General features: G+C 62.4%; 22 protein-coding genes and 1 pseudogene. 18 read left to right on the top strand and 5 right to left on the bottom strand.

Going from position 1 to position 23,773, the window contains the following annotated elements; translation table 11 throughout:
- Positions 1 to 23 precede the first annotated feature (23 nt).
- Positions 24 to 1,178, bottom strand: coding sequence for a CaiB/BaiF CoA transferase family protein (locus ACM6I0_RS14360; protein WP_414922622.1), 1,155 nt, complete (start codon positions 1,176 to 1,178; stop codon positions 24 to 26).
- A 195-nt stretch (positions 1,179 to 1,373) separates the two neighbouring features.
- On the opposite strand from ACM6I0_RS14360, the gene ACM6I0_RS14355 reads away from it, so the two are divergent.
- The 9 genes from ACM6I0_RS14355 to ACM6I0_RS14315 all read left to right on the top strand — a co-directional run bounded on the left by ACM6I0_RS14355 (position 1,374) and on the right by ACM6I0_RS14315 (position 11,595).
- Complete coding sequence (locus tag ACM6I0_RS14355) at positions 1,374 to 4,184, top strand: LuxR C-terminal-related transcriptional regulator (protein ID WP_414922621.1); 2,811 nt, start codon at positions 1,374 to 1,376, stop codon at positions 4,182 to 4,184.
- 257 nt (positions 4,185 to 4,441) lie between these two features.
- A complete protein-coding gene (locus tag ACM6I0_RS14350) occupies positions 4,442 to 5,602 on the top strand; it encodes an acyl-CoA dehydrogenase family protein (protein WP_414922620.1) in 1,161 nt (386 codons plus the stop codon).
- A 27-nt stretch (positions 5,603 to 5,629) separates the two neighbouring features.
- Positions 5,630 to 6,814, top strand: coding sequence for a lipid-transfer protein (locus ACM6I0_RS14345; RefSeq protein ID WP_414922619.1), 1,185 nt, complete (start codon positions 5,630 to 5,632; stop codon positions 6,812 to 6,814).
- 29 nt (positions 6,815 to 6,843) lie between these two features.
- On the top strand, positions 6,844 to 7,284 hold the full coding sequence (locus ACM6I0_RS14340; RefSeq protein WP_259158226.1) for a MaoC family dehydratase N-terminal domain-containing protein: 441 nt from the start codon (positions 6,844 to 6,846) through the stop codon (positions 7,282 to 7,284).
- Positions 7,285 to 7,298: 14 nt separating this feature from the next.
- Positions 7,299 to 7,715 (top strand): MaoC family dehydratase, encoded by a 417-nt coding sequence (locus ACM6I0_RS14335; protein WP_285432006.1) that lies wholly within the window; start codon positions 7,299 to 7,301, stop codon positions 7,713 to 7,715.
- Between the two features lie 30 nt (positions 7,716 to 7,745).
- Positions 7,746 to 8,570, top strand: a complete 825-nt coding sequence (locus ACM6I0_RS14330; protein ID WP_414922618.1) for an SDR family NAD(P)-dependent oxidoreductase — start codon at positions 7,746 to 7,748, stop codon at positions 8,568 to 8,570.
- Positions 8,571 to 8,635: 65 nt separating this feature from the next.
- The gene (locus ACM6I0_RS14325; RefSeq protein ID WP_414922617.1) at positions 8,636 to 9,280 is read left to right on the top strand and encodes a TetR/AcrR family transcriptional regulator; all 645 of its coding nucleotides are present in this window, start codon (positions 8,636 to 8,638) and stop codon (positions 9,278 to 9,280) included.
- On the top strand, positions 9,277 to 9,924 hold the full coding sequence (locus ACM6I0_RS14320) for an SDR family NAD(P)-dependent oxidoreductase (RefSeq protein WP_259158236.1): 648 nt from the start codon (positions 9,277 to 9,279) through the stop codon (positions 9,922 to 9,924). Before ACM6I0_RS14325 ends, ACM6I0_RS14320 begins: the two co-directional genes overlap by 4 nt.
- Positions 9,925 to 10,008: 84 nt before the next feature.
- Complete coding sequence (locus ACM6I0_RS14315; RefSeq protein WP_259158238.1) at positions 10,009 to 11,595, top strand: arylsulfatase; 1,587 nt, start codon at positions 10,009 to 10,011, stop codon at positions 11,593 to 11,595.
- Positions 11,596 to 11,673: 78 nt separating this feature from the next.
- Here ACM6I0_RS14315 and ACM6I0_RS14310 read toward each other — a convergent pair whose 3' ends face one another.
- A complete protein-coding gene (locus ACM6I0_RS14310; RefSeq protein WP_414922616.1) occupies positions 11,674 to 13,017 on the bottom strand; it encodes an ATP-binding protein in 1,344 nt (447 codons plus the stop codon).
- Positions 13,014 to 13,673, bottom strand: a complete 660-nt coding sequence (locus ACM6I0_RS14305; RefSeq protein WP_414922615.1) for a response regulator transcription factor — start codon at positions 13,671 to 13,673, stop codon at positions 13,014 to 13,016. Before ACM6I0_RS14305 ends, ACM6I0_RS14310 begins: the two co-directional genes overlap by 4 nt.
- A 132-nt stretch (positions 13,674 to 13,805) precedes the next feature.
- Between ACM6I0_RS14305 and ACM6I0_RS14300 the strand changes: the two genes are divergently transcribed.
- The 9 genes from ACM6I0_RS14300 (at position 13,806) to phnE (ending at position 22,061) form a co-directional block, all read left to right on the top strand.
- Complete coding sequence (locus ACM6I0_RS14300) at positions 13,806 to 14,129, top strand: PepSY domain-containing protein (RefSeq protein WP_285431999.1); 324 nt, start codon at positions 13,806 to 13,808, stop codon at positions 14,127 to 14,129.
- Between the two features lie 88 nt (positions 14,130 to 14,217).
- A complete protein-coding gene (locus ACM6I0_RS14295) occupies positions 14,218 to 14,688 on the top strand; it encodes a DUF2271 domain-containing protein (protein WP_259158245.1) in 471 nt (156 codons plus the stop codon).
- A 25-nt stretch (positions 14,689 to 14,713) separates the two neighbouring features.
- The gene (locus tag ACM6I0_RS14290; protein WP_414922614.1) at positions 14,714 to 16,894 is read left to right on the top strand and encodes a PepSY domain-containing protein; all 2,181 of its coding nucleotides are present in this window, start codon (positions 14,714 to 14,716) and stop codon (positions 16,892 to 16,894) included.
- Positions 16,878 to 17,849: an FAD:protein FMN transferase gene (locus tag ACM6I0_RS14285; RefSeq protein ID WP_414922613.1), complete on the top strand. Its 972-nt coding sequence runs from the start codon at positions 16,878 to 16,880 to the stop codon at positions 17,847 to 17,849. The genes ACM6I0_RS14290 and ACM6I0_RS14285 overlap by 17 nt, the downstream gene beginning before the upstream one ends.
- 51 nt (positions 17,850 to 17,900) lie before the next feature.
- On the top strand, positions 17,901 to 18,602 hold the full coding sequence (locus ACM6I0_RS14280; RefSeq protein ID WP_285431993.1) for a VIT family protein: 702 nt from the start codon (positions 17,901 to 17,903) through the stop codon (positions 18,600 to 18,602).
- 228 nt (positions 18,603 to 18,830) lie between these two features.
- Positions 18,831 to 19,682 carry a putative selenate ABC transporter substrate-binding protein gene (locus ACM6I0_RS14275; protein WP_285431991.1) on the top strand — a complete coding sequence of 284 codons (852 nt, stop codon included), beginning with the start codon at positions 18,831 to 18,833 and terminating at the stop codon, positions 19,680 to 19,682.
- Positions 19,679 to 20,476, top strand: coding sequence for a phosphonate ABC transporter ATP-binding protein (locus ACM6I0_RS14270; protein WP_414922612.1), 798 nt, complete (start codon positions 19,679 to 19,681; stop codon positions 20,474 to 20,476). Before ACM6I0_RS14275 ends, ACM6I0_RS14270 begins: the two co-directional genes overlap by 4 nt.
- The gene (locus tag ACM6I0_RS14265) at positions 20,470 to 21,297 is read left to right on the top strand and encodes a PhnE/PtxC family ABC transporter permease (RefSeq protein WP_414922611.1); all 828 of its coding nucleotides are present in this window, start codon (positions 20,470 to 20,472) and stop codon (positions 21,295 to 21,297) included. Before ACM6I0_RS14270 ends, ACM6I0_RS14265 begins: the two co-directional genes overlap by 7 nt.
- Complete coding sequence (gene phnE / locus ACM6I0_RS14260; RefSeq protein WP_414922610.1) at positions 21,294 to 22,061, top strand: phosphonate ABC transporter, permease protein PhnE; 768 nt, start codon at positions 21,294 to 21,296, stop codon at positions 22,059 to 22,061. The genes ACM6I0_RS14265 and phnE overlap by 4 nt, the downstream gene beginning before the upstream one ends.
- A gap of 5 nt (positions 22,062 to 22,066) precedes the next feature.
- On the opposite strand, the pseudogene ACM6I0_RS14255 reads toward phnE, so the two are convergent.
- Positions 22,067 to 22,171 (bottom strand): annotated as a pseudogene (locus ACM6I0_RS14255) (AsnC family transcriptional regulator); the annotation flags it as partial.
- A gap of 78 nt (positions 22,172 to 22,249) precedes the next feature.
- A complete protein-coding gene (locus tag ACM6I0_RS14250) occupies positions 22,250 to 23,608 on the bottom strand; it encodes an MATE family efflux transporter (protein WP_414922609.1) in 1,359 nt (452 codons plus the stop codon).
- Positions 23,609 to 23,773 lie beyond the last annotated feature (165 nt).

Genomic DNA, 23,773 nt, shown 5'->3' with positions numbered 1-23,773 from the left:
AATGGTTTTCAGAGGGACCGTTGTCAGGCCTTGAGGCCCAGGCCCAACTCCCGCAGACGCTCGATGGCTACCGCGTCGAACCCCCAGTCGCGCAGCGCATTGTGGCCGTGCTCACCGCGCTGCGGCGCCGGTCGCGGTTGCGCTGAAGGCGTGCCCAGAAATCGCGGGGCCGGAACCGGTTGTACGACGCCGTCGACCTCGATGAAGCTGCCCCGCGCGCGACTGTGGGGGTGCTCGCTGGCTTCGGCAAAACCCAGCACCGGCGCAACGCAGGCGTCGCTGCCTTCAAAGGCTTCGGCCCACTGATCGCGGGTTCGAGTGCGGAAGGCCGCGCTGAATGCTTCGCGCAGTGCTGGCCAGCCTGCCCGGTCGTGTTGGCCGGGCAAGCCAGCATTGGCCAGACCGAGGATCTCCAGCATTTGCGCGTAGAAACGCGACTCGATGGGGCCGATAGACATGTGCTGCCCGTCGCGGGTTTCATAGGTGTCGTACCAGGGCGCGCCGCCGTCGAGCAGGTTGCTGCCGCGCTGTTCATTCCAGTGACCGCCCGCCAGCAAGCCCCAGATCACCGAACCCAATTGCGCCGCACCTTCGGTCATCGCCGCATCGACCACTTGCCCGGCCCCGCCGCGCTGCACGTTGACCAGCGCCGCCAGTACACCCATCGCCAGCAACATGCCGCCACCGCCGTAGTCGCCCACCAGATTCAGCGGCGGCACCGGACGACCACCGGCCGGGCCGATGGCGGACAGCACGCCCGACAAGGCGATGTAGTTCAAGTCATGGCCGGCGCGATCAGCCATCGGCCCGGTCTGGCCCCAACCGGTCATGCGCGCGTAGACCAGGCGCGGGTTGCGTGCCAGGGCCACGTCGGGCCCAAGGCCGAGGCGTTCCATGGTTCCGGGGCGAAAGCCCTCGATCAACACGTCAGCGCGTTCAATCAGCTCCAGTGCCGCTGCGACACTTTCAGGCTGTTTCAGGTCAAGGGTCACCGAGCTTCGGTTGCGCCCGGTAATGTCCTTGCGCTTGCCTTCGAACTTGGGGCCCAGGTCACTCGCGGCGACCGGACGGTCGATGCGCACCACGTCGGCGCCCATGTCGGCCAGCAGCATCGTTCCAAAAGGCGCCGGGCCGATTGCCTCAAACTCCACCACGCGAATGCCGCTCAGTACGCCCATCGATGCCTCTCCACTGGTCTGTCGGAGCGCCAGCCAGCCCTCCTGTCTTGTCCTTCCAGTAAAACAAGGCCGATGGCAGCGACCACCACCCGCATCGGGTGGCGTTTGCCAAACACAGGGCCATGACGTTTAAGCTGTGCGTTACACTCGATTGGATTCAATGCACGCCCATAACAAAAAGATTCGGACAGCCCCATGGACAAACCCCGCAAGTCCAACGCCTCGGACACGCCCGCCAGCCGGGTCTTGAATCCGTCACAGTCGCCGATTGTCAGCACCAAGCTGATACCGCCGCGCAGTGCCGGACGCCTGATTTCCCGCGAGCGCTTGCAGGATCAGATGCTCAAGGCGCGCCGCCAGCGCTGCATCGTGCTCAAGGGGCCGGCCGGCTGCGGCAAGACCTCGACGTTGATCGCCTGGCGCCAGGCGCTGTTGCCGCTGGGCTTCGATGTGGCCTGGTTGACGTTGTCGGCCGACGACAATGAACTGACGCGCTTTATCGACTACCTGCTGGCCAGTCTTGGCCAGATCGACCCGGACCTGGTTCGCGAAGCCACCCAACTGGAAGGCCGTGGCATCGACAGCGAGGCGGTGGAACGGACGATCATTACGCTGGTGCGCAGCATTGCCAGTCGCACCCGGGAACTGGTGCTGGTGCTCGACGACCTGCACCATTTGACCGATGTGGGCATTCATCAGGCCCTGCAATGGCTCATCGATTACGCACCGGCCAATCTGCACCTGGCGCTGGTGTCACGCAGCACGGTGCCCTTGTCGCTGGCGCGATTGCGCAGTCAGGAACTGGTACTGGAATTGAACCTGCGGGATTTGCGCTTTACCCCGGTTGAATCCGAACAGTTTCTCAAGGCGCAACTGGGCGAGATCAACGCCCGTGACGCCAAGCACCTGCATGAGCTGACCGATGGCTGGGTGGCGGGACTGCAATTGCTCGCCGTCAGCCGCAAAAAGAATCGCCCGGCGGCCGCCTCCGACCCGATACAGGTACGGGACGATCAGGCGTTTGCCCGGTTTTTCGAGGTCGAGGTGCTGTCGCATCTGTCGCCGACTGACCTGGACCTGATGCTGCTCATGGCCGTCTGCAACCGTTTTTGCGCGTCGTTGTGCGCGACCCTCAGCGGCAATCCGGAAGCCGTCCGCGAGGCCAACGCCCTGCTCGCGCGCCTGGAGCGGGACAACCTGTTCCTGATCCCGGTGGACAGCGCCGGGCGTGAAACCTGGTATCGCCTGCACCCGTTGCTGCGCGAAACGTTGCTCAAATATTTCGATTCGCGCAGCCAGGCTGAACAGCACTCGGTCCATGCTCGGGCATGGGCCTGGTTCCGTGACCATCAGCACCTGGATGAAGCGGTGCACCACGCGGTCATGGCCGGCGATCCGGATGCCGCCGCCGACCTGGTGGAGCAACACGCCGAATCGCTGTATGCCCACGGCGACCTGCGCATGCTGATCGAGCTGGTTCGGCTGCTGCCCGTCGAGCAGGTGCAGGCGCGGGTGAAGCTGCGCATTCTCAAGGCGCGGATGCAACTCTATGCCCGGGACTTCACGGCTTGCGCCAACAGCCTCGATCAGTTGTTCCACGACGTGCCGGACAGTGAAGTCCATGACCGCTTCATGATCGCGCTGCTACGCGCGTCCCTGGCGCTGCAACGCGATGACACGGAGGAGGCGATGACAGTCCTGCCGCAGTTGCTCAACCCGCCGCCGGGCAGCAACAGCGTGGCCATCGGTTCCTGCGCCAATATCCTGTCCTGGCTCTACATGCACCGGGGCGAATACGAAAAGGCGCGACAGGTGCAGCTCGACCGACCGGCGTTGCTGATCAATGGCGAGCCCTTTCTGGGGACATCGGCCGGCAGCTTGCAGGGTCGTTGCATGATTGGCTTGAGTCATGCCCTGGAAGGCCAGATGAAGCAGGCGGAACGGGTTTACCGCGACGTGATGCATGAAGCTGCGCAATGCGGCAAAGCCGGTGCCGACGCGACTTACCTCTCTGCGGCGTTGCTGGGCGAGGTGCTTTACGAGACCAATGATGTCGACGCGGCGTTCAAACTGCTGTCGGGCTGGATCGACATTCTGGAGCGGATTTCGATTCCCGATTCAGTGCTGCGCGTGCTTCAGGTGCTGTGGAATGTGCAATGGCTGGCAGGCAACCATCAGGAAGCCATGGCGTTCATCGAGCGGCTCGACGAATACGCGATCAAGCTCGGCCTGGACCGCCTGCAAGCGTACTGCCTGACGTGGCAGGTGCGATGGCTGCTGATTCTCGGTGAGCCGACGCAAGCCCAGGCCAAACTGGCGCGCCTGGAAGCCATCGATGCGCGCCATCCCGATGCGGGGCAAACGGCGCTCAAGGAAATTCACATCCTGACCGAGAATGCCCGGGCGCGCTGGCAGATTCACCTGGGCGACCTGGACGGCGCGTTAAAGCGCATTGAACAACTGATCGAAACCTGTGAACTGCATCGCCGCCAACTGGGCACGGTGCGCCTGCTGGTGCTGAGTGCGGTGATCGAATCCCAACGCGGCAATCAGTCCGCCGTGCGGGACAAAATCATCGAGGCGTTGCGACGCGGCCAACGCTTCGGGCTGTTGCGCAGCCTGCTTGATGCCCACCCGGATGCGCTGCAACTGATCTCGGACATCGCCAGCAAAGAAACCCTCGACCCGGTGCTGGCGTTCTATGTCGAGCGCCTGCAGGAAGCCCAGATCACGGCCGCCGTGCCGACCGGCAAGCCCGTCCCGGCCACGGCGGGCAAACCGCTCGCTGCCGGCATGGAGCCGTTGAGCGAACGGGAAATCGAAGTTGTGCGCTTGCTCGCGCAAGCCCTGCCCAACAAGAAAATCGCCCGCGCCCTGGGACTCTCCCCCGAAACCGTTAAATGGCACCTGAGCCACATCTACAGCAAACTCGGGGTCAACAGCCGCGACGAAGCAGTCGCGCGGGTGCGGGATCTGGAATCGCAGGACTCCAGCACTCACCCCTGATCTCTCAGCCAGACACAACCCCTGTGGGAGCGAGCTTGCTCGCGATATCGGTGCATTAGTCGACATCACGGTTGGCCTGTCACCCCGCCATCGCGAGCAAGCTCGCTCCCACAGGGGAATGTGTTGCTTTCTGATCCGTGATTTTCTCCCCGCCACCCACCTCGGGTGGCGTTCGGGCCGGGCCTTGCGGCCTATCGTAACCCTCAGTTCAAAGGCGCAACTCGCGCCTTGCGCAAGCGGCGAAAAGCCGCCGGCCTATGATCATTGAGGAGTCTTGCGTGCCTATCGCCCGAACCGTTTTCCGCGACGACCATGAGATATTCCGCACCACCGTGCGCCGTTTTTTCGAGCGTGAATGCCTGCCGCGTCAGGCGGCCTGGGATGAAGCCGGTCAGGTCGACCGTGAAACCTGGCTCAAGGCCGGCCGCGAAGGGCTGCTTGGCATCACCCTGCCCACTGAGTACGGCGGTGGTGGCGGCGATTTCGGTCACTGCGCGGTGTTCAACGAAGAGTTCGCCCGGTCCGGCGTGAGCGGCCCCTACTTCGGCATGCACTCCGACGTTATTGCCCCTTACATCAACCGCTGCGGCAACGACGAACAGAAACAGAAATGGCTGCCGGGCATCTGCACCGGCGAGATCATCCTGGCCATTGCCATGACCGAACCCGGCACCGGCAGCGACCTCAAGGCTGTGCGCACCAGCGCCGTGCGCGACGGTGACGAGTACGTGATCAATGGCAGTAAGACCTTCATCAGTAACGGCCTGACCGCTGACCTGGTGATCGTCGTGTGCAAGACCGATCCGGTCGCTGGCGCCAAGGGCATCAGTCTGATTGCCGTGGAAGCCAGTCGCGCGGGTTTCAAACGCGGTCGCAAACTGCATAAGGTCGGCCAGCATGCCCAGGACACCGCCGAACTGTTCTTCGACAACGTACGCGTGCCGGTCGGCAATCGCCTGGGCGAAGAAGGCCTGGGCTTCACCTACCTGATGGGCGAGCTGCCGCAGGAGCGCTTTTCCATCGCCGTGTCCGCCGCCGCCAAACTCGAGCGTCTGCTGGAGCAAACCGTCGACTACGTGAAGGACCGCAGAGCCTTCAATCAGACCGTCTGGGACTTCCAGAACACCAAGTTCAAGCTCGCCGACATCAAGGCCCAGGCCACCGCCCTGCGCGTGATGGTCGATTACTACCTGGGCGAACACATGCGCCGGCGCCTGACCCTGGAAGAAGCGGCGATCGCCAAGCTCTACACCACCGAAACCCTGTGGAAATGCATCGACGACATGGTCCAGCTGCACGGCGGCTACGGCTACATGATGGAGTACCCGATTGCCCGCGCCTTCGTCGATATGCGCGTCAACCGCATCTACGGCGGCACCAGTGAAGTCATGCGCGAATTGATCGCGCGCAAGCTCTGACCCTCAAAAACAAAAAGGTAAAACACAATGAGCCATAAGGTATTCGTTGCTGGCGTCGGCATGATCCAGTTCAAGAAACCGGGGACCAATGAGTCCTACGACGTCATGGGCGAACAGGCGATTCGCCAGGCCCTGGCCGACTCGGGCCTGGACTTCAATGACATCCAGCAGGCCTACGCCGGCTACGTCTACGGCGACTCGACTTGCGGTCAGAAAGCCCTGTACCGCGTGGGCATGACCGGCATCCCGCTGATCAACGTCAACAACAACTGCGCCACCGGCTCCAGCGCCCTGTTTCTCGCGCGTCAGGCGGTGCAAAGCGGCGCCGTGGAGTGCGCCCTGGCGTTTGGCTTTGAACAAATGAACCCAGGGGCATTGAAGTCCGCCTGGAGCGACCGTGCTCCGGCCACCGAGCGCGCCCTGCGACTGGCCGATGAATTGATCGGCATGCCTGAATTGCCTAACGCGATCCGCCAGTTCGGCGGAGCCGGCTACGCGCACATGCAGAAATACGGCACCCAGCTCGAAACCTTCGCCAAGATCCGCGCCAAGGCCAGTCGTCACGCGGCGAACAACCCGCTGGCGGTGTTCCGCAACGTGGTCAGCAGCGAAGAAGTCATGGCGGCGCCGATGCTCTGGGAAGGCGTGATGACCCGCCTGATGGCGTGCCCGCCGACCTGCGGAGCCGCTGCTGCAATTGTGGTCTCCGAAGCCTTCGCGAAAAAACATGGCCTGCGCACCGACGTGCTGATCGCCGGCCAATCCCTGTCCACCGACCTGCCCAGCACCTATGACGCCATGGACATGATCCGTGTGGTCGGTTTCGACATGACGCGCATGGCCGCCGACATCGCCTACAACCAGGCTGGCATCGGCCCCAAAGACATCGACGTGATCGAATTGCACGACTGCTTCGCGCAGAACGAACTGCTGACCTACGAAGGCCTGGGCCTGTGCAACGAAGGGGGCGCCGAGCAACTGGTCAACGACGGCGACAACACCTACGGCGGCAAATGGGTCACCAACCCGTCCGGCGGCCTGCTCTCCAAGGGCCACCCGTTGGGCGCTACCGGCCTGGCTCAATGCTACGAGCTGACTCACCAATTGCGCGGCACCGCCGAGCAACGCCAGGTGCAGGACGCGCGCATCGCCGTGCAGCACAACCTCGGCCTGGGCGGCGCCTGCGTGGTGACCGTGTACCAGAAAAACTGACGCGCCCGGTATTCAAAGGAGCCATTGCGATGATCGACAAGAAACACATCGGCCGACAACTGCCGACCTTCCTCGCCACCGCCGAAGCCGGGCAACTGCGTTTCTTCGCCAAGGCCATCGGTGAAACCAACCCGATCTACTTCGACGAACAGGCGGCGCGCGACGCCGGCTATCCCGGTCTGCCACTGCCGCCGACCTTCCTGTTCTCGCTGGAGTTCCAGATCCCGTCCAACGCCTGGCGTGACGAACTGGGCATCGTCACCGCCCGCATCCTGCACGGCGAGGAATCGTTCCGTTACCACCGTATGGCCTATGCCGGCGACACGCTGCGCTTCGATGTGCGCATCGCCGACATCTACGACAAGAAAGGTGGCGCGCTGGAATTCGTGGTGCGTGAAACCCGAGTCACCAATCAGCACGGTGAGCACGTCGCGGACCTGCGCAGCGTGCTTGTGCAGCGCAACGGCTGAACAGGAGAACACTGATGAATGCCATAAGCCTGGAAAAAATCAACGTCGGCGACACCTTGCCGCCACTGGCCCTGCCGCCGATCAACCGCACCACGCTGGGCCTGTTTGCCGGCGCGTCGGGGGATCACAACGCCATTCACATCGATACCGATTACGCGCGCCGGGCCGGCATGGCCGACGTGTTCGCCCACGGAATGTTGTCGATGGCCTACCTCGGCCGCCTGCTGACGCAATGGGTCGATCAGCGTCAGTTGCGCGAGTTCGGCGTGCGCTTTCTCGGCATTACCCACCTGGGCCACCAGATCACCTGCACCGGCACTGTCGTCGATCGCTTCGAGGTCGATGGCGAACAACGCATCAAGGTCGAAGTGCGCACCACCAATCAATATGGCGAAACCAAGATTGTTGGCGACGCCGTCATCGCTCTGTAAACAAACCCAAGAATTGAGGAGCAGCACCCCATGGCAAAACTCGAAGGCAAAGTCGCAATGGTCACCGGTTCCGGTCGTGGCATCGGTCAGCAAATCGCGCTGAAACTGGCGAGCGAAGGCGCGCGCATCGTGATCAACGACCTGGACGCCGACCCGGCTCACGAGACCGCTGAAATAATCCGCAAGTTGGGTGGCGAAGCCGCCGTCTGCCACGGCAACGTCAGCGCACCGGACTTTGGCGAGCGTTACATCAAGACCGCCATGGACAGCTTTGGCAGCATCGACATCATCGTCAACAACGCCGGTTACACCTGGGACGACGTGATCCAGAAGATGACCGATGAGCAGTGGTACGCGATTCTCGACTGCCACATGACCGCACCGTTCCGCATCCTGCGGGCGGCCTACCCGATCATCAAGGCCCAGGCCCAGGCGGACGCCGCAGCAGAACGTGAAGTGTTCCGCAAAGTGGTCAACATCTCATCGGTTTCGGCCCTGAAGGGTAACGCCGGGCAGATGAACTACTCCTCGGCCAAGGCCGGTGTGCTCGGCATGACCCGTGCACTGGCGCGTGAATGGGGCCGTTTCAAGGTCAACGTCAACGCCGTGGCATTCGGGTTCATCGAAACCCGCATGACCAGCGCCGATGCCCATGCTGGCGCCACCGTAAGCATCGAAGGCCGTGACATCCGTGTCGGCATCAGCCCGGAGGCGGCCAAGTCGTTCGCCCAGCGCAACCCCTTGGGTCGCCCGGGCACCGTGAAAGAAGCAGCCGACGCCGTGTACCTGTTCTGCTCGCCGGAATCGAACTACATCACCGCGCAAACCATCGCTGTCGCCGGCGACCTGCAATAAGCAGTGTGGTGAGGGAGCTGGCTCCCTCACCACCGCTTGAGCTTGATGACCGCAGGATCAACCCCATGAACATAACTGAAATCAACATCCGCCTGGCTGCCATCAAACTGATTTCGCGCAACGGCTATGAGTCGATGAGCCTGCGCCAGCTCGCGGCGGAAGCAGGCATCAACGCCTCGACGTTGTACATCTACTACAAAGGCAAAAGCGAACTGCTGCTGGAACTGATTCTGGAATACCTCCAGGGGCTGTCTCGGGAATGGGCACGCTGCCGTCCGAAAACCGCCACCGCCGACGTCAAGCTACGCACCTTCATTGCTTGCCATGTGCGCTATCACCTGGAACATCAGGACGAAGCCATGCTGGGCAACCTGGAGTTCAGAAGCCTGGGCGAAGAGGACCTGGAGCAGGTGCGCCAGGCCCGGCGGCTGTACCTGAAAACCTTGCAGGAGTTGCTTGAACAAGGGGTCAAGGAAGGATCACTCAGCTGCGCCGAACCGAAGCTGATGGCGCGTACCCTGTTCAACATGCTCACCCACGCCTGCGTCTGGTATCAGGCCGATGGTCGTTGGGGCATCGACGACGTGATCCGGCATTACTCGGAACTGGTGATGAAAATGCTCGGCGCCACCCCCACGGCATCGCCTCGGCTGGCGGTCCCGCGTGCCGTGATCAACCGCCGCGCTGCGCCGATGGAGGTGCGCCCATGACAGACCTCATGCAGCCCTTCTCCATGACGGGAAAAACCGTTTTGGTCGCCGATGCCGCTACCCGCCTGGGCGCCCATTTCGCTCGACTGATCAGCGCTGCGGGCGCGCGCGTGGCCCTCGGCACGCAGCACCCTTCGCAATTGGAACAACTGGCAGCGGACCTGCGCTGGGACGGCGCCGATGTCATGATCGTCGCGCTCGACAGCGCCCGGCGCCAGAGCATTGAAGCGGCGCTGGATGCCGTGCAGGCGCGCATGGGCAGTGTCGATGTGCTGATCAACAACAGCGCCGAGCGCGAACATACTGCCCTGAACAACCACATTGTCCATTGCACCAGCCTGCACATGATTCGGGCCGAGCGTGGGGGCAGCATCGTCAACATCGACCCACCGCCTCGCCCCATCAGCGAACCCAACCCGTGCCTGCGCCCCAACAGCAGCCTGATCCGCATGAGCCGCGCCATGGCCCAGTCGCTGACGCCCCACCGCATTCGCGTCAACGTCATTGCCCCCGGTCAAGGCCAAGGCGCGGGTTTGCAAGAACTCAACGGCCCTTTGTTGTTGCTCGCCAGTGGAGCGGGCGCCAGCGTGACCGGCGCCGTGTTGCATGTCGATGGACCGGACCGCAGTTGCCACGCCACCTGATACGGGTGGCGTGCTCCGGTTGACGACGCTCGAACATGGGTGTCGGTCGCTCTTCGCGACGCCCGTCAACAAGGAGCCAGTCAGATGACTCGCATAACAAAGTGGCTGCCGAAACTTGCCCTGGTGGCGGCTTCGGTCCTGGCGATTTCGGCAACAGCCGGGGCCGCTGAAAAACCCAACATCCTGGTGATCTTCGGGGATGACATCGGCCAGACCAACATCAGCGCCTATTCGATGGGCGTGGTCGGCTACAAGACCCCGAACATCGACCGGATCGCCCATGAAGGCATGCTCTTCACCGATTACTATGCGGAAAACAGCTGCACCGCCGGACGCTCGTCCTTCATCACCGGTCAGACGCCACTGCGCACAGGCCTGAGCAAAGTCGGCGTACCGGGCGCACCGATCGGCATCCAGAAGCGCGACATCACCATCGCCCAGGCGCTCAAGTCACAAGGCTATGCGACCGGTCAATTCGGCAAGAACCACCTGGGTGACAAGGATGAATTCCTCCCGACCAACCACGGTTTCGACGAGTTCTTCGGCAACCTCTACCACCTCAACGCCGAAGAAGAACCCGAGCGGCCGTACTGGCCCAAGGACGACCCCGACTTCGTCAAATCCCGGACCCCGCGTGGCGTGATCCACAGCTACGCCGACGGCAAAATCGAAGACACCGGCGCGCTGACCGCCAAGCGCATGGAAACCATCGACGACGAAACCACCGCCGCCGCCCAATCCTTCATCGAGAAACAGGCCAAGGCGGACAAGCCGTTTTTCGTCTGGATGAACACCACGCGCATGCACCTGTTCACCCACGTGCGCGACTCGATGAAGGGCCAGAGCGGCATGCCAGGCAACGAGTATGCAGACGGCATGCTTGAACACGACGGCGACGTCGGCAAGCTACTGAAAACCCTCGACGACCTGAAAATCGCCGACAACACCATCGTGGTCTACACCACCGACAACGGCCCGAACCAGTTCTCCTGGCCGGACGCGGCGACCACGCCGTTCCGCAATGAGAAAAACTCCAACTGGGAAGGCGCTTACCGGGTGCCGGCAATCGTGCGCTGGCCGGGCAAGATCAAGGCCGGTGAAGTCTCCAACGAGATGTTCTCAGGCATGGACTGGTTCCCGACGCTGATGGCCGCCGCCGGCGACACCAGCGTGAAAGACAAACTGCTCAAAGGCTGGGCACCCACTGCCGGCGGCAGCAGTTTCAAGGTGCACCTGGACGGCTACAACCAATTGCCCTACCTGACCGGCCAACAACCGAAAGGCGAACGCCGCGAGTTCTACTACTTCAACGACGACGGCGTGCTGGTGTCCATGCGTTACGACAACTGGAAAGTGGTCTTCGCCGAGCAACGCGAACCCGGTGGTTTTACCGTGTGGAGCAGCCCGTTCGTGCCGCTGCGCGTGCCGAAACTGTTCAACTTGCGAATGGACCCTTACGAGCGGGCAGACATCGTGTCTGACCAGTATTACGACTGGACCGTGAAGAACTCCTACCTTCTGGCCGCCGGCGTGGCCAAAGCCGCGAGGTTCTTGCAGACCTTTATCGAGTACCCACCGAGCCAGAAACCGGCGAGCTTCAGCATCGACCAGATTCGCGCGGCAGTGGATGCGAAGATCGAGGAAAAGGCCAGGGCTCAGGCCAAACCGTAAGGCGTGGCTGCCGCCCTCCATAAGGGCGGCAAACACCCAGGACACTGCCCGAGGTGCGTCCCAAACTCGCCGCGACGTTCAGCGTTCGACCGTCGGCGCGAGCGGAAACCACACGCAGACTTCAAATCCCTCCTGCCGCCCTGTTGCTGGCGATACCAGACGTATTGTGGCGTTGACCCCCTGTGCAATGGTTTTGGCAATCGCCAGCCCCAATCCCGAACCGCTGGTGTCACTGTTACCCCGCACAAATCGCTCGGTGAGACGCTGCAAAACCGGCTCCGGCACTGACGGGCCACCATTGACCACACGCAGCAGCGCCTGGTCGGTGAGGCTGACTTCGACCGGTTGATCCGTGGCGCCGTACTTGAGCGCATTCTCGATCAGGTTGCGCAACAGAATAGCGAAGGCGTCCGGATCAATCGTCGAGTACACGCTGGTTTGAGTGGGCAATTGCAACGCGATCCGTTGGCCACTGCTGTGGTTCCACTCATCGACGACATGGGCCAGCAACGGGATCAGGTCCTGGGGCGTTTCGGACAACAGCCCGCCGCCCTCGGCCTTGGCCAGTTGCATGAGTTTCTCCGAGAGTCGGGTCAATTCGCGCAACGAGTTTTCGATTTTGGCCGCGCGCAAGCGCAGCGGACCTTCGGGCGCTTCGTGACGCAAGCGCTGGATCTGCGCCAGGGTCGCGGCCAGTGGCGTGCGCAGTTCATGGGCGCTGTTGGCGGTAAAGCTGCGCTCGGCTTCCAGGGTTTTGCGCAAGCGCTCCAGCAGATGATTGACCGCTTCGGCCAACGGGGCGATTTCTGCCGGCAGGTGCGTCATGGTGATCGGCGACAGATCCCCCACACCGCGAGCCTCCACGGCACGGCGGTAGGCCAATATGCTGCGCAGGCTGATGCGCACCAGCATCCAGGTGCCGAACAGACTGATGGGGATCAGTGCCAATAACGGCAACAGCAAGGCAAACAACGCTTCCCGCGCGGCTTCACGGCGATGCTCCAGAGGTTCGGCGATCTCAATGAACACCGTCTCACGTAGCGCACTGGCGCCAAACAAACGGTATTTTTCAGTGGTTGCAAAACCTTCGGCAGGTTGCGTGCGGAAGATCTTCGGATTGGCGTCATGGGACTGCATCAAGACCTCGCCCTTGGCGTCGCGCACCAGATACGTCAGGTATTCCTTGTGCATTTTCAGAGGGGCGACGTGCTGAGCATCCCGGGGACTTTCGCGGTTGCTGATTTCCAGCACGGCCAGAGGCAGGATGCGTTGCGCGGTCTCTTCCAGTGCACTGTCGAATGCCTCGTTCAATTCATGTTGCACCACCAGCCAGGCGCCGACGGTCGCCGCCAGCCACAGCAAGGTCATGCCCAGCGTCAGTCCCAGGCCAAGGCGTTTTTGCAGGCTTGACGACGGCTTCATGCGGACATCAACCGATAGCCCATGCCGCGCACGGTTTCAATCAGATCGCGCCCGAGCTTTTTACGCAGCCGGCTGATGTAGACCTCAATGGTGTTGCTCTCGATCTCGGCGCCGAAGGCATACAACCGCTCTTCCAGTTGCGATTTGGACAGCAGCGCGCTGGGGCGCTGCACAAACGCTTCGAACAGCGCCCACTCCCGCGCTGTCAGGTCCACCGTCGCACCGGCCCGCGACACCGTGCGGGCACTCATGTCGACCTGCAAGTCGCCGAGCCTGATCTGCGGATTGGGGTTGCCGCTGTAGCGCCGGGCCACCGCCGCCACACGGGCCGAGAGCTCGAACAGGTCGAACGGCTTGACCAGGTAGTCGTCGGCGCCAGCGTTGAGGCCCGCGATACGATCGGAAATCTGATCCTGAGCCGTCAGGATGATCACCGGAGTGACGTTCCCTGCCGAGCGTTGTTGATGCAAAAAATCCAGCCCGCGACCGTCCGGCAGCATCAGGTCGAGCAAGATCAGGTCGTAAGGCGTAGTACGCACGCTGTTGCGCGCATGGTCCAGGCGTTGCACCCAATCGACCGCATGGCCGTCATCGGCGATCTGTTCGCGCACCGCCTCCCCCAGTCCAAGTGCGTCTTCGACCAATAAAACCCGCATCGGGCACCTCCTGTGATGGTTGTCGTACGGCACCTTAATCGCCTTACCTGACGTGAATCTGAAGATTCAGCTGGTTGTCAGGAATGCACCTTAGGGTATGCCACAGACGCCGACCTCGGCAGGAGACAGATCATGAAAACAGGTTTTATCGCCAATGCCGCGCTGTTGAGCCTGCTGCTCAGCGGTTACGCCCTGGCCGATGACAATTGCAGCGACCCGGTGAGCGACTGGCAACCGCGCGACACCCTGCGCCAGCAAGTGGAGCGGCAATACGGCTGGAGCGTGCAGCGCATCAAGGTCGACGACGGGTGTTACGAGCTCAAGGGGCTGGACCGCAAAGGCAACGCCATTGAAGCCAGCTACTCACCGGCCTCGCTGCGCCTGCACACACTCGAGATTCACTTTCGCGACGACGGCGATGCCAGGGATTACCTCGGCAGCCCGCTGACGGAATGAGGCCCACTGTCGTTTTTTTTCCTGCGCTTCAGGTTGCTGTCAGCAAGCAGGTCCAGGCTCTCGACCCAACGATCAAAAGGATATCTCCATGAAAAAGATCATCGCTGCAACTTGCCTTGCCGGTGCCATTGCCCTGCCGGGGCTGGCCCAGGCCCGTGAAGTGACCCTGACCACACAGCTCAAGGACTACAGCGGCAATGATGCGTACCTGGCGATCTACGTCACCGACGCCGCTGGCCACTACCAGAAAACCCTCTGGGTGGCCGGCAAGAAGGCCAAGTATTACAAGCACCTGGGCGACTGGGCCCGTGGCAGCGGGATGAACCCGAGCGAGTTCGATGGGGTCAGCGGTGCCAGTGTCGGCAGCGGGCGCACGCTCAAAGTCAGCGTCGAACTGGCAGATACGCTGATTGATGCCGGGTATCAGATCCGCATCGACAGCGCCGTCGAAGATAAACGTGAAGCCCACGCCGATGTCAGCGTGCCCCTGACGTCCAAGGGCGCAGGCAAGCCGGCGGCCGGCAGCACTTACGTCGATTCCTTTACTTACGATCTGTAGCACCTGCCCACTCTGGAGGCTGAACATGCTTCGCCAGTTCCATTCCCTGCCCGGTTTGATCGCCGCCCTGTTGGTCATGCTATTGGCCATCAGCGGCGCGGTGCTGTCCGTCGACCCGGCCCTGGAACGCCTGCACAGTACGCCCACGACCCAAGGACAACTCAACGTCGGCCAATTGGCCGGACGCGTTGCCAGCCACTTCCCGGGCGTGGAGCAGATCCAGCGCACAGCGTCCGGGACAGTGATCGTCTACTACAACCAGAACGGTCAGGCCGGGGCTGAAAAGGTCGACCCATTGACCGGTCAAGGCCTGGCACCTTACGCGCCATCGGCGTTCTCCCGTTGGATGAAAGAGCTTCACCGTTCACTGTTCCTTGGCTCGCCAGGCCATGGGGCGTCGGGGGTTGGCGCGCTGTTCATGCTGATACTGTCGGTGTCCGGCGCGCTGTTGCTGGCCCGGCGCCTGGGTGGCTGGCGCAACCTGCTGCGGCCACTGCGCGGCACCTTCAGCCAGCGCTGGCATGCCGAAGTCGGGCGACTGGTCATGCTCGGACTGCTGCTTTCAGCATTGACCGGGCTCTATATGTCCGCCACCAACTTTGGTTTTATCGCCGACGGCAGTCAAAGCGAACCCGCCTTCCCCGCCCACGTCAGCACCGGCCCGGCCTTGCCGGTGTCGAGCCTGCACGCCTTGCAGGCCACCGACCTGAATGACCTGCGCGAACTGGTCTACCCCAGCCCCGGCAACCCGCAGGACGTGTTCTCCCTGCGTACGGCACAAGGCGACGGCTATGTGGATCAGGCCAGCGGTGCCTTGTTGTCCTATCAAGCCCACGACTCGATGCACAACCTCTACGAATGGATCTATCGGCTGCACACCGGCGAAGGCCTCTGGTGGCTGGGTCTGCCGCTTGGTCTGTGCGCCCTCGGTGTGCCGTTGATGAGCGTGACCGGCATTCTTTTGTGGTGGCGCCGCCGCAAGGCTGGCCCGAACATCCGCCACAACAGCCCCGCCCACTCAGCCAACAGCGTGATTCTGGTGGGCAGTGAAAACAACAGCACCTGGGGCTTTGCCAACACCTTGCATGAAGCCTTGCACCAGCGTGGCCATCGAGTGCATAGCGCAGCGATGAATGAATGGCGCGGCGATTACCGCGAGGCTGAGCGGGTATTCATCTTGACCGCGACCCACGGTGACGGCGATGCACCGGCTTCGGCTTCGCAGTTCCTGAAGCGCCTGGCCGACAGCGGCCTCAAGCCCGGCCTGCCCTTTGCCGTGCTGGGCTTGGGCGACCGTCAGTTTGCGCAGTTCTGTCAGTACGCCCATCAGGTTCAGGATGCAATGGTGCAGGCCGGAGGCTCGCCGTTGCTGGGGCTGGAAACCGTCAACCGCCAGTCCTCTCAGGAATTTGCCCGCTGGGGCCACGCCTTGGGCGAAGTATTGGGCCATGACCTGACGCTGGTTCACACTCCGCAGCAGCCACGCACTCATCTGTTGGCGCTGACAGAACGCATTGCCTATGGCGAACAGGTCAATGCGCCGACGCACGTACTGCGCTTCAAAGCACCCGGCGAACTGCCGGACTTCCTGGCCGGCGACCTGGTCGGGATTCTGCCGCCGGGCAGCCCTGTTCCGCGCTTTTACTCGCTGGCCAGCGGTTCGCACGACGGTGTGCTGGAAATCTGTGTGCGTAAACACGACGGTGGCATGTGCTCGCAGTTTCTTCATGACTTGAACATCGGCGGGCAGATCGAAGCCTTTATCCAGCCCAATCCGCAATTTCGTCCAGCATCGGGCGCGAACCCGGTGATCCTGATTGGCGCCGGGACCGGCATCGGTCCTCTGGCGGGTTTTATCCGCAACAACAAGGCCCGACACCCGATGCACCTATACTGGGGCGGGCGTCACCCGGCGTCGGATTTTCTCTATGAGCCGCAGCTCAACCAGTATCTGGCGGACCGACGCCTTACGGCACTGCGCGCCGCTTTTTCTCAAGTTCAGGACCGCAGCTACGTGCAAGACCGACTGATCAGCGATGCCCTGGCCTTGCGCCGACTGATTGAAAAAGGTGCCCAAGTGCTGGTGTGTGGCAGCCGCGAGATGGCCAAAGGCGTGATGCACGCCCTCGATGAAGTGTTGGCGCCTCTCAACCTGAGTGTGCTCACCCTCAAGGCACAAGGACGCTACCGTGAAGACGTCTACTGAGTGGCAACGCTACAGCCTGAATGGCGAAACCATGGGCACCCGCTACACCGCCCTGTTCTACGCCGGTCTCGGGATCGATACCGACGACGTTGGCCAGCGCCTGGCGCACGCAGTGGCGCGGGTGGACCAGCAAATGTCCACGTGGAAAGCCGATTCTGACCTCAACCGTCTCAACGCCGCCCCGGAGCAGGAATGGGTGCCAGTGCCCAAGGAACTGTGCACGGTGCTGTCCGCTGCATTGCGAGTGAGTCAGCAATCCGACGGTGCCTTCGACATCGCCGTCGGTGATCTGGTGAATACCTGGGGGTTTGGTCCCGGGGAACAGACCATCACCGGGCAAGCGCTCGACACCGCGCCGCCGCGCGCCCGGCTGCTGGCCAGCGCAGCATTAATGGTCGACCCGCAACGCAATCAGGCGCGCAAACGCGGGCCACTGAACCTGGATTTGAGTGGGATCGCCAAAGGCTTTGGCGTTGATGAGCTGGCGCGTTGCCTGGAGAATTTGGGCATCACCCGCTACCTGGTCGGCATCGATGGCGAGATGCGCGCCCGGGGCGTGAAGCCGGACGGCCAGTGCTGGGCCGTGGCCCTGGAAAAACCCAATCGGGGCGTGCGTGAAGTCATGGGTGTGATGGAACTGAGCGACGCCGCGATTGCGACATCCGGGGACTATCGACACTGGGTTGAAGTGGCCGGGCAATCCTATGCTCATACCATGAACCCGATTACCGGCGCCCCGCTGTGCAACCGACTGGCCGCCGTCACGGTGGTAGCCGCCTCGTGCATGCTCGCCGATGCCTGGGCCACGGCGCTGATGGTGCTGGGAGAAACCCAAGGCCCACGCCTGGCTCAGGAGCGCGGGATGGACGCGCTGTTCGTGCTGCGCGAGGGAGATCAGTTCAGAGAAATATCCATTGTCGGCGGCCAGTTGCAGGCGCAGATTGAAACCCGCTGACCCCCCTGACCGGGCGGCTGGACCGCCTACTGACAGTGAGTCCGTTCAACAATGAAATTCATGCACCGGCACACCGAGGCACACCGAAGCGATCGTATCGGCTGGCTGCGCGCCGCCGTCCTGGGCGCCAACGACGGGATTGTCTCGACCGCCAGCCTGCTGATCGGCGTTGCGGCCGCCAATGCCTCTCATGCCACCTTGCTGGTCACTGGAATGGCAGGGCTGATCGCAGGCGCCATGTCCATGGCCGCGGGCGAGTACATTTCCGTGCACTCCCAAGCCGATACCGAGCGAGCCGATCTGTCCCGCGAACGGGCAGAACTGGCGAGCGACCCGAAAGCCGAACACATCGAACTCGCCAACATCTACATGCATCGCGGCGTATCACCCGAGCTGGCGCATCAAGTCGCCGATCAATTGATGGCCCATGACGCACTGGGCTCACACGCCCGAGACGAATTGGGCATCAGCGCCACCCTCACCGCCAAACCCTTGCAGGCTGCCATGGCCTCCGCCGCCAGTTTCGTGGTGGGTGCCGCGTTGCCACTGGCCGTGACATTTTTCGCGCCGCAGCAGAGCGTGGCGATGTGGATATCGGTCATGTCATTGGTGTTTTTGGCATCGCTGGGCGCCATTGCCGCCAGGGCGGGGGGTGCCAAGGTGTTGATCGGTGCTTGGCGTGTGACATTCTGGGGTGCGCTGGCCATGGCAATCACGGCACTGGTGGGGCATTTGTTTGGCGCGGTGGTCTAGCGGGGGCATCCACATTTTCAGCCCATTCGCGAGATCGCCTGATGGTGCGGACATCTCCCGGAACCTGATCCACTCCGCGCGCAGACATCCTGTTGCAGTGAAGGCTCTGCAATCGAGCCAAAAGGCGTTAGCATCGCTGCGTTTCGTCTAACCTCACAAAGCGCCATGCAGTCATCCGCCTGTGTCTGGCGCATCGAATTCAATCCGTTAATGCACCGGAGAACTTCCATGCTCAAGCGTACCCTGGCATTGACTGTCAGCTTGACCCTGTCTTTTTTTACCCTGCTGTCTCAGGCCGCCGACACCTTGAAAGTCAGTGCGATTCCCGATGAAGCGCCTACTGAACTGCTGCGCAAGTTCAAGCCACTGGGTGAGTATCTGGAGCAAAAGTTAGGCATGAAGGTCGAGTTCGTGCCCGTCAGCGATTACCCGGCCGTGGTCGAAGCGCTGGCCACTGACCGAATCGACCTGGCCTGGCTGGGCGGTTTCACCTTCGTGCAGGCGCGCCTGAAAACCGGCAATGCCATCCCGCTGGTGCAGCGTGAACAGGACGCTCAGTTCACCAGCAAATTCATCACCGCCGACCCCAACGTCAAATCCCTCGCTGATCTCAAGGGCAAGACCTTTGCTTTTGGCTCGGTGTCGTCCACGTCGGGCAGCCTGATGCCGCGTTATTTCATGTTGAAGGAAGGCATCAAGCCGGAAACCTACTTTAGCCGCGTCGGCTACTCGGGCGCGCATGACGCCACCGTCGCCTGGGTCCAGGCCGGCAAAGTGGACGCCGGCGTGCTGAATGCCAGCGTGTGGGAAAAACTGGTCGCCGCCGGCAAGGTCGATACCAACAAGGTCAAAGTGTTTTCGACCACCCCGGCCTACTTCGACTACAACTGGACAGTGCGCGGGACCCTCGACCCAGCACTGGCCGCGAAGATAAAAGCGGCCTTCCTGGCGCTTGATCCGGCGAACCCGAAGGACAAGGAAATCCTCGACCTGCAGGCTGCCAGCCGCTTCATCGAAACCAGCCCGGAAAACTACAAGGGCATCGAAGAGGCTGCACGCGCCGCCGAACTGCTGAAATGACATTGCACCTGACCCAGGTCAGCCTGACCCACGCCAACGGTGTCGAGGCGCTGCGTGGCGTGGATCTGCACATTGGCGCCAACGAACAGGTCGCTATTATCGGACCGTCAGGCGCGGGCAAGTCGAGTTTGCTCAATCTGCTGGCCACCGCCCTGCGACCGGGCCACGGCGAGCTGCAGGTGCTGGGCGAGCACGCCTGGCAACTGTCAGCCCGTCAGCGTCAGCGCCTGCGCGCGCGAATTGGTCTGATCCATCAGTCGCCGCCCCTGCCACCGCGCCAACGCGTGGTCACGGCGATTCTGGCCGGCAAACTGGGGCAGTGGGGCTTGGGCAAGAGCCTGCTGAATCTGCTGTATCCGCTGGACATTCCCGGTGCACGGGCGGCGTTGGCCAGGCTGGACCTGAGCGACAAATTGTTCAGCCAGTGCCAGCAGCTGTCCGGTGGGCAGTTGCAGCGCGTGGGCATTGCCCGGGTGTTGTACCAAGCGCCCGAGGTGTTGCTGGCCGATGAGCCGGTATCGGCGATGGACCCGGTATTGGCCGAACACACGCTGTCAGTACTGTGCCGCCATGCCCGGGAACACAACGTCACGCTGGTGGCCAGCCTGCATGCGGTGGAGCTGGCCCTGGCACATTTTTCGCGGATCATTGGCCTGCGTGACGGGCAGATACTGTTCGACCTTCCGGCGAGCGCCGTCGACCGCGAGCAACTCGACACGCTCTACGCCAACGAGCAGCTGCAATCCTCGCCAGTGCCTGCCGCCCACTTGAGTGTGCAGATTCCGCGATGCTGACGTCTGACACTCGCGACCCCGCTACCCGCCCTCGCCTGTTGCTCACCCTGCTGGCGATCGTTCTGCTGTGGCCAGGCATTCGCTACAGCGAACTGGACCTGCGGGTACTGATCGCCAGCGACAGCCAAAGCGAAATGGGCCGATTCGTCTCGGCTTTCTGGCCACCGGCCCATGGCGAAGCGTTCATCCAGATGCTGTTGCAAGCCACCTTGCAGACGTTGGCCATCGCCACGGCCGGCATGGCCTTGGCGTTGCTGTTGGCCATACCTGCCAGCCTGTTGGCCAGTCGGGCGTTGTCGCTGTCTGCGGCGTCGCGTGCCGGTCGCCCCAGCTTCTGGGGTCAATTGCTGCGCTGGCCGGTGCGCGGTTTACTGATTTTTTTGCGCAGCGTGCCGGAAATCGTCTGGGCGTTGCTGTTCGTACGCGCTGTCGGTCTGGGCCCGACGGCGGGAGTTTTAGCGATTGCGATTACCTACAGCGGCATGCTGGGCAAGGTCTACGCGGAAATTTTCGAGTCGGTCGACCAGCGCCCGGCCCACGCGCTGTTACGGTCCGGCAGTGGACGGCTCGCGGCGTTTTGCTACGGCATCCTGCCCAATGTCTCGGCGGAGCTGCTGTCGTACACCGTGTACCGCTGGGAATGCGCGATCCGCGCTTCGGTGGTGATGGGCTTCGTCGGCGCTGGCGGGCTGGGCCAACAAATGGACCTGTCGCTGCGCATGTTCGCTGGCGGTGAAGTGGCCAGCCTGTTGCTGACGTTCCTGGTCCTGGTGCTGTTCGCCGATCAACTCAGTCGCCTGCTGCGCTGGAGGCTGACATGAATCGCCTGATCAACCTAGTGCTGATCCTAGCCATCGGCATTGCGGTCGTGGCTTCATTCGGTTACTTGAACATCGACCTCGGCGAGCTGGGGAGCAGCGCAAACCTGAAGCAAATGGGCGCCTACGCGCAACGTTTTCTCAGTCCGGACCTGAGCGCCGGACACTTGCAAGCCATCGGCCACGGTGCCCTGGAAACCATCGCCATGTCAGCCCTTGGCACCTTGCTCGCGGCGGTATTCGGCCTGCTGTTGGCCTTGCCCGCAGCCGGACGCTTCGGCTGGCCGTTGCAAAGCGCATCGCGCCTGGTGCTCAACGCTTTGCGCGCGGTGCCGGAACTGGTCTGGGCCGCGTTGATGGTGCTTGCCGCCGGGCTCGGCCCCAACGCCGGCACCCTGGCGCTGGCCCTACACACCACCGGCGTACTCGGCCGGCTGTTCGCCGAAGCACTGGAAAACACTCCGCCGGAACCGGCCGACGCCATTCGCTTGCAGGGCGGCAACGCTGTATGGGCGTTTTGCTACGGCACCCTGCCCAACCTCTTGCCACAACTGTTGGCCTACATCCTGTACCGCTGGGAAAACAACATTCGCATGGCCAGCGTGCTCGGCTTCGTCGGCGCCGGTGGCCTGGGGCAAATGCTCTATGTCAGCCTCAGCCTGTTCCAGGAAGCGCAAGCCAGCACGGTCATACTGGCCATGCTGTTGCTGGTATTCGCCGTCGATTCATTGAGCAGCTGGAGCCGTCAGCGCTGGGTCAAGGCCTGAGTGCGCTACAACGGCAAAGGCCGGTCCTGCACCACCTGCTTCATCACCAGCGTCGAGGTCAACCGCTGCACGTTGGGCAAGGTCGACAGGCTCTCGTCGCAGAGGTACTGGTCTGGCAAGACATGGCCGGGCTGCGCAGCGGTCGCCAGGCGCCCCCGACAACGGCGCGGTAAACACTTAGCGAGCGCCTAGACCAACCGCTCGATTTTCTGATGCTGCCAGACCATTTTGTAATAGGCCGTCTGCAACAGCAGCATCCCCAGATACGCCACTGGAAACGCCATCCATACGCCCTGCAAACCGAACTGACCATCCAGCACATACGCCACCGGCAACTGCACGCCGACCACGCAAAAAATCGAAATCGCCATCGGTACCAGCACCGAGCCACTGGCACGCATGATGCCGCCGACAATCGCCTGGAAGCCGAACACCAACAGACTCCAGAGCATGATGTGCAACAGATGCTCAGCTTTCGCCCGGGTGGTGTCATCGGTGAGAAACAGCCCCAACAACCAGTGCGACAACAGATACCCCAACACCACCAGGCCACCGGTCAGGCACACATTGATCAACAAACCCGTGCGCAAAATCGGCCCCATGCGCTCCAGGCGCCCTGCCCCGATTGCCTGTGCGCCAAGGATCGACGCCGTGATCGCAATCGACAACGCCGGGAACTGTACGTAATTGACGATCTGCGTCACCGCCCCATAGGCCGCTGTCGCCTGGGAACCGTGCTGATTCACCAACGCCAGAATCACCAGTTCCGAGACCGACAACACCACCATCTGCAACCCGGTTGGCAAACCGATGCGCAGCACTTTGCCGAGAATTACCAGGTCCAGGCGCATCGCCGCGAACATCTCCCGATCCGGCGCCAACGGATGCCCCTTGCGAATCAACCGCCACGCCAGCCAGCCCATCGCCGACAAGTTACCCGCCAGCCCGGCATACGCGGCACTCTGAATCCCCATCATCGGCAACCCGAACCAGCCCCGAATCAACGCCGGCGTCAGGGCCAACCCGATGCACGTCGACACCACCAATGCCACCAGCGGCGACACCGTATCGCTCACTCCGCGCAGCAATTGGGTGAACAACACGTAGACCAGCAACGAGGGCATGATCCACATCATCACGTGAGCGTAGGACACGGCGTCGTCGAGTACATCCGCCGGCGTGCCCAGGCCTTGCAGGGCGGATCTGGCGAAGATGCTGCCGAGGATTGCTGCGGTCAGGCCGATCATCGCGCCTAGCAATAGCGTTGTACCGGCGATGGTTTTCACCAGATGCGGTTCACGCGCGCCCCAGGCCTGACCGATGAGCACGCCCGCGCCCGCGCCGAGGCCGATAACCAAGGCGATGAAGAAGAAGACGATCGGGAACATACCGGAGACCGCAGCGAGGGCCTGAGTGCCGAGCATTTGGCCGATGTAGATGCTGTTGATGGTGCCCGACATGGATTGGAGGAAATTGGAGAGAACCATGGGAGCGAGGAAAAGGAGGTAGGTTTTCCAGAGGGAGTGTTGGGTGGTAGGGGTTTGCATTGAGGCTCCGTCTCGGGTGTGGGCTCGCGGTCTGCAATTCTACGCCAGGGAGTCGGCCATAATCTCCGCCATGCGGGTAAGGGCGGTGATTTTCGATGGGAACAGAGGCAAGTTGCAGTAATCAGCTGCCGTAAACCCAGCGGCTGCAGGTCATTTTTCTACGGG

The sequence above is a fragment of the Pseudomonas sp. IT-P294 genome, assembly GCF_949767865.1.
Taxonomy (GTDB): Bacteria; Pseudomonadota; Gammaproteobacteria; order Pseudomonadales; family Pseudomonadaceae; genus Aquipseudomonas.
This window is presented reverse-complemented; position numbering and strand designations above follow the sequence as displayed.

What these genes read in the sequence shown, in the direction of transcription:
- ACM6I0_RS14270 (WP_414922612.1), top strand. Translation starts at nt 19,679, where the DNA reads ATGACATTGCACCTGACCCAGGTCAGCCTGACCCACGCCAACGGTGTC.
- ACM6I0_RS14300 (WP_285431999.1), top strand. Translation starts at nt 13,806, where the DNA reads ATGAAAACAGGTTTTATCGCCAATGCCGCGCTGTTGAGCCTGCTGCTC.
- ACM6I0_RS14265 (WP_414922611.1), top strand. Translation starts at nt 20,470, where the DNA reads ATGCTGACGTCTGACACTCGCGACCCCGCTACCCGCCCTCGCCTGTTG.
- ACM6I0_RS14335 (WP_285432006.1), top strand. Translation starts at nt 7,299, where the DNA reads ATGAATGCCATAAGCCTGGAAAAAATCAACGTCGGCGACACCTTGCCG.
- ACM6I0_RS14345 (WP_414922619.1), top strand. Translation starts at nt 5,630, where the DNA reads ATGAGCCATAAGGTATTCGTTGCTGGCGTCGGCATGATCCAGTTCAAG.
- ACM6I0_RS14275 (WP_285431991.1), top strand. Translation starts at nt 18,831, where the DNA reads ATGCTCAAGCGTACCCTGGCATTGACTGTCAGCTTGACCCTGTCTTTT.
- ACM6I0_RS14325 (WP_414922617.1), top strand. Translation starts at nt 8,636, where the DNA reads ATGAACATAACTGAAATCAACATCCGCCTGGCTGCCATCAAACTGATT.
- ACM6I0_RS14280 (WP_285431993.1), top strand. Translation starts at nt 17,901, where the DNA reads ATGAAATTCATGCACCGGCACACCGAGGCACACCGAAGCGATCGTATC.
- ACM6I0_RS14310 (WP_414922616.1), bottom strand. Translation starts at nt 13,017, where the DNA reads ATGAAGCCGTCGTCAAGCCTGCAAAAACGCCTTGGCCTGGGACTGACG.
- ACM6I0_RS14350 (WP_414922620.1), top strand. Translation starts at nt 4,442, where the DNA reads ATGATCATTGAGGAGTCTTGCGTGCCTATCGCCCGAACCGTTTTCCGC.
- ACM6I0_RS14305 (WP_414922615.1), bottom strand. Translation starts at nt 13,673, where the DNA reads ATGCGGGTTTTATTGGTCGAAGACGCACTTGGACTGGGGGAGGCGGTG.
- ACM6I0_RS14315 (WP_259158238.1), top strand. Translation starts at nt 10,009, where the DNA reads ATGACTCGCATAACAAAGTGGCTGCCGAAACTTGCCCTGGTGGCGGCT.
- ACM6I0_RS14320 (WP_259158236.1), top strand. Translation starts at nt 9,277, where the DNA reads ATGACAGACCTCATGCAGCCCTTCTCCATGACGGGAAAAACCGTTTTG.
- ACM6I0_RS14355 (WP_414922621.1), top strand. Translation starts at nt 1,374, where the DNA reads ATGGACAAACCCCGCAAGTCCAACGCCTCGGACACGCCCGCCAGCCGG.
- ACM6I0_RS14290 (WP_414922614.1), top strand. Translation starts at nt 14,714, where the DNA reads ATGCTTCGCCAGTTCCATTCCCTGCCCGGTTTGATCGCCGCCCTGTTG.
- ACM6I0_RS14295 (WP_259158245.1), top strand. Translation starts at nt 14,218, where the DNA reads ATGAAAAAGATCATCGCTGCAACTTGCCTTGCCGGTGCCATTGCCCTG.
- phnE (WP_414922610.1), top strand. Translation starts at nt 21,294, where the DNA reads ATGAATCGCCTGATCAACCTAGTGCTGATCCTAGCCATCGGCATTGCG.
- ACM6I0_RS14330 (WP_414922618.1), top strand. Translation starts at nt 7,746, where the DNA reads ATGGCAAAACTCGAAGGCAAAGTCGCAATGGTCACCGGTTCCGGTCGT.
- ACM6I0_RS14250 (WP_414922609.1), bottom strand. Translation starts at nt 23,608, where the DNA reads ATGCAAACCCCTACCACCCAACACTCCCTCTGGAAAACCTACCTCCTT.
- ACM6I0_RS14360 (WP_414922622.1), bottom strand. Translation starts at nt 1,178, where the DNA reads ATGGGCGTACTGAGCGGCATTCGCGTGGTGGAGTTTGAGGCAATCGGC.
- ACM6I0_RS14340 (WP_259158226.1), top strand. Translation starts at nt 6,844, where the DNA reads ATGATCGACAAGAAACACATCGGCCGACAACTGCCGACCTTCCTCGCC.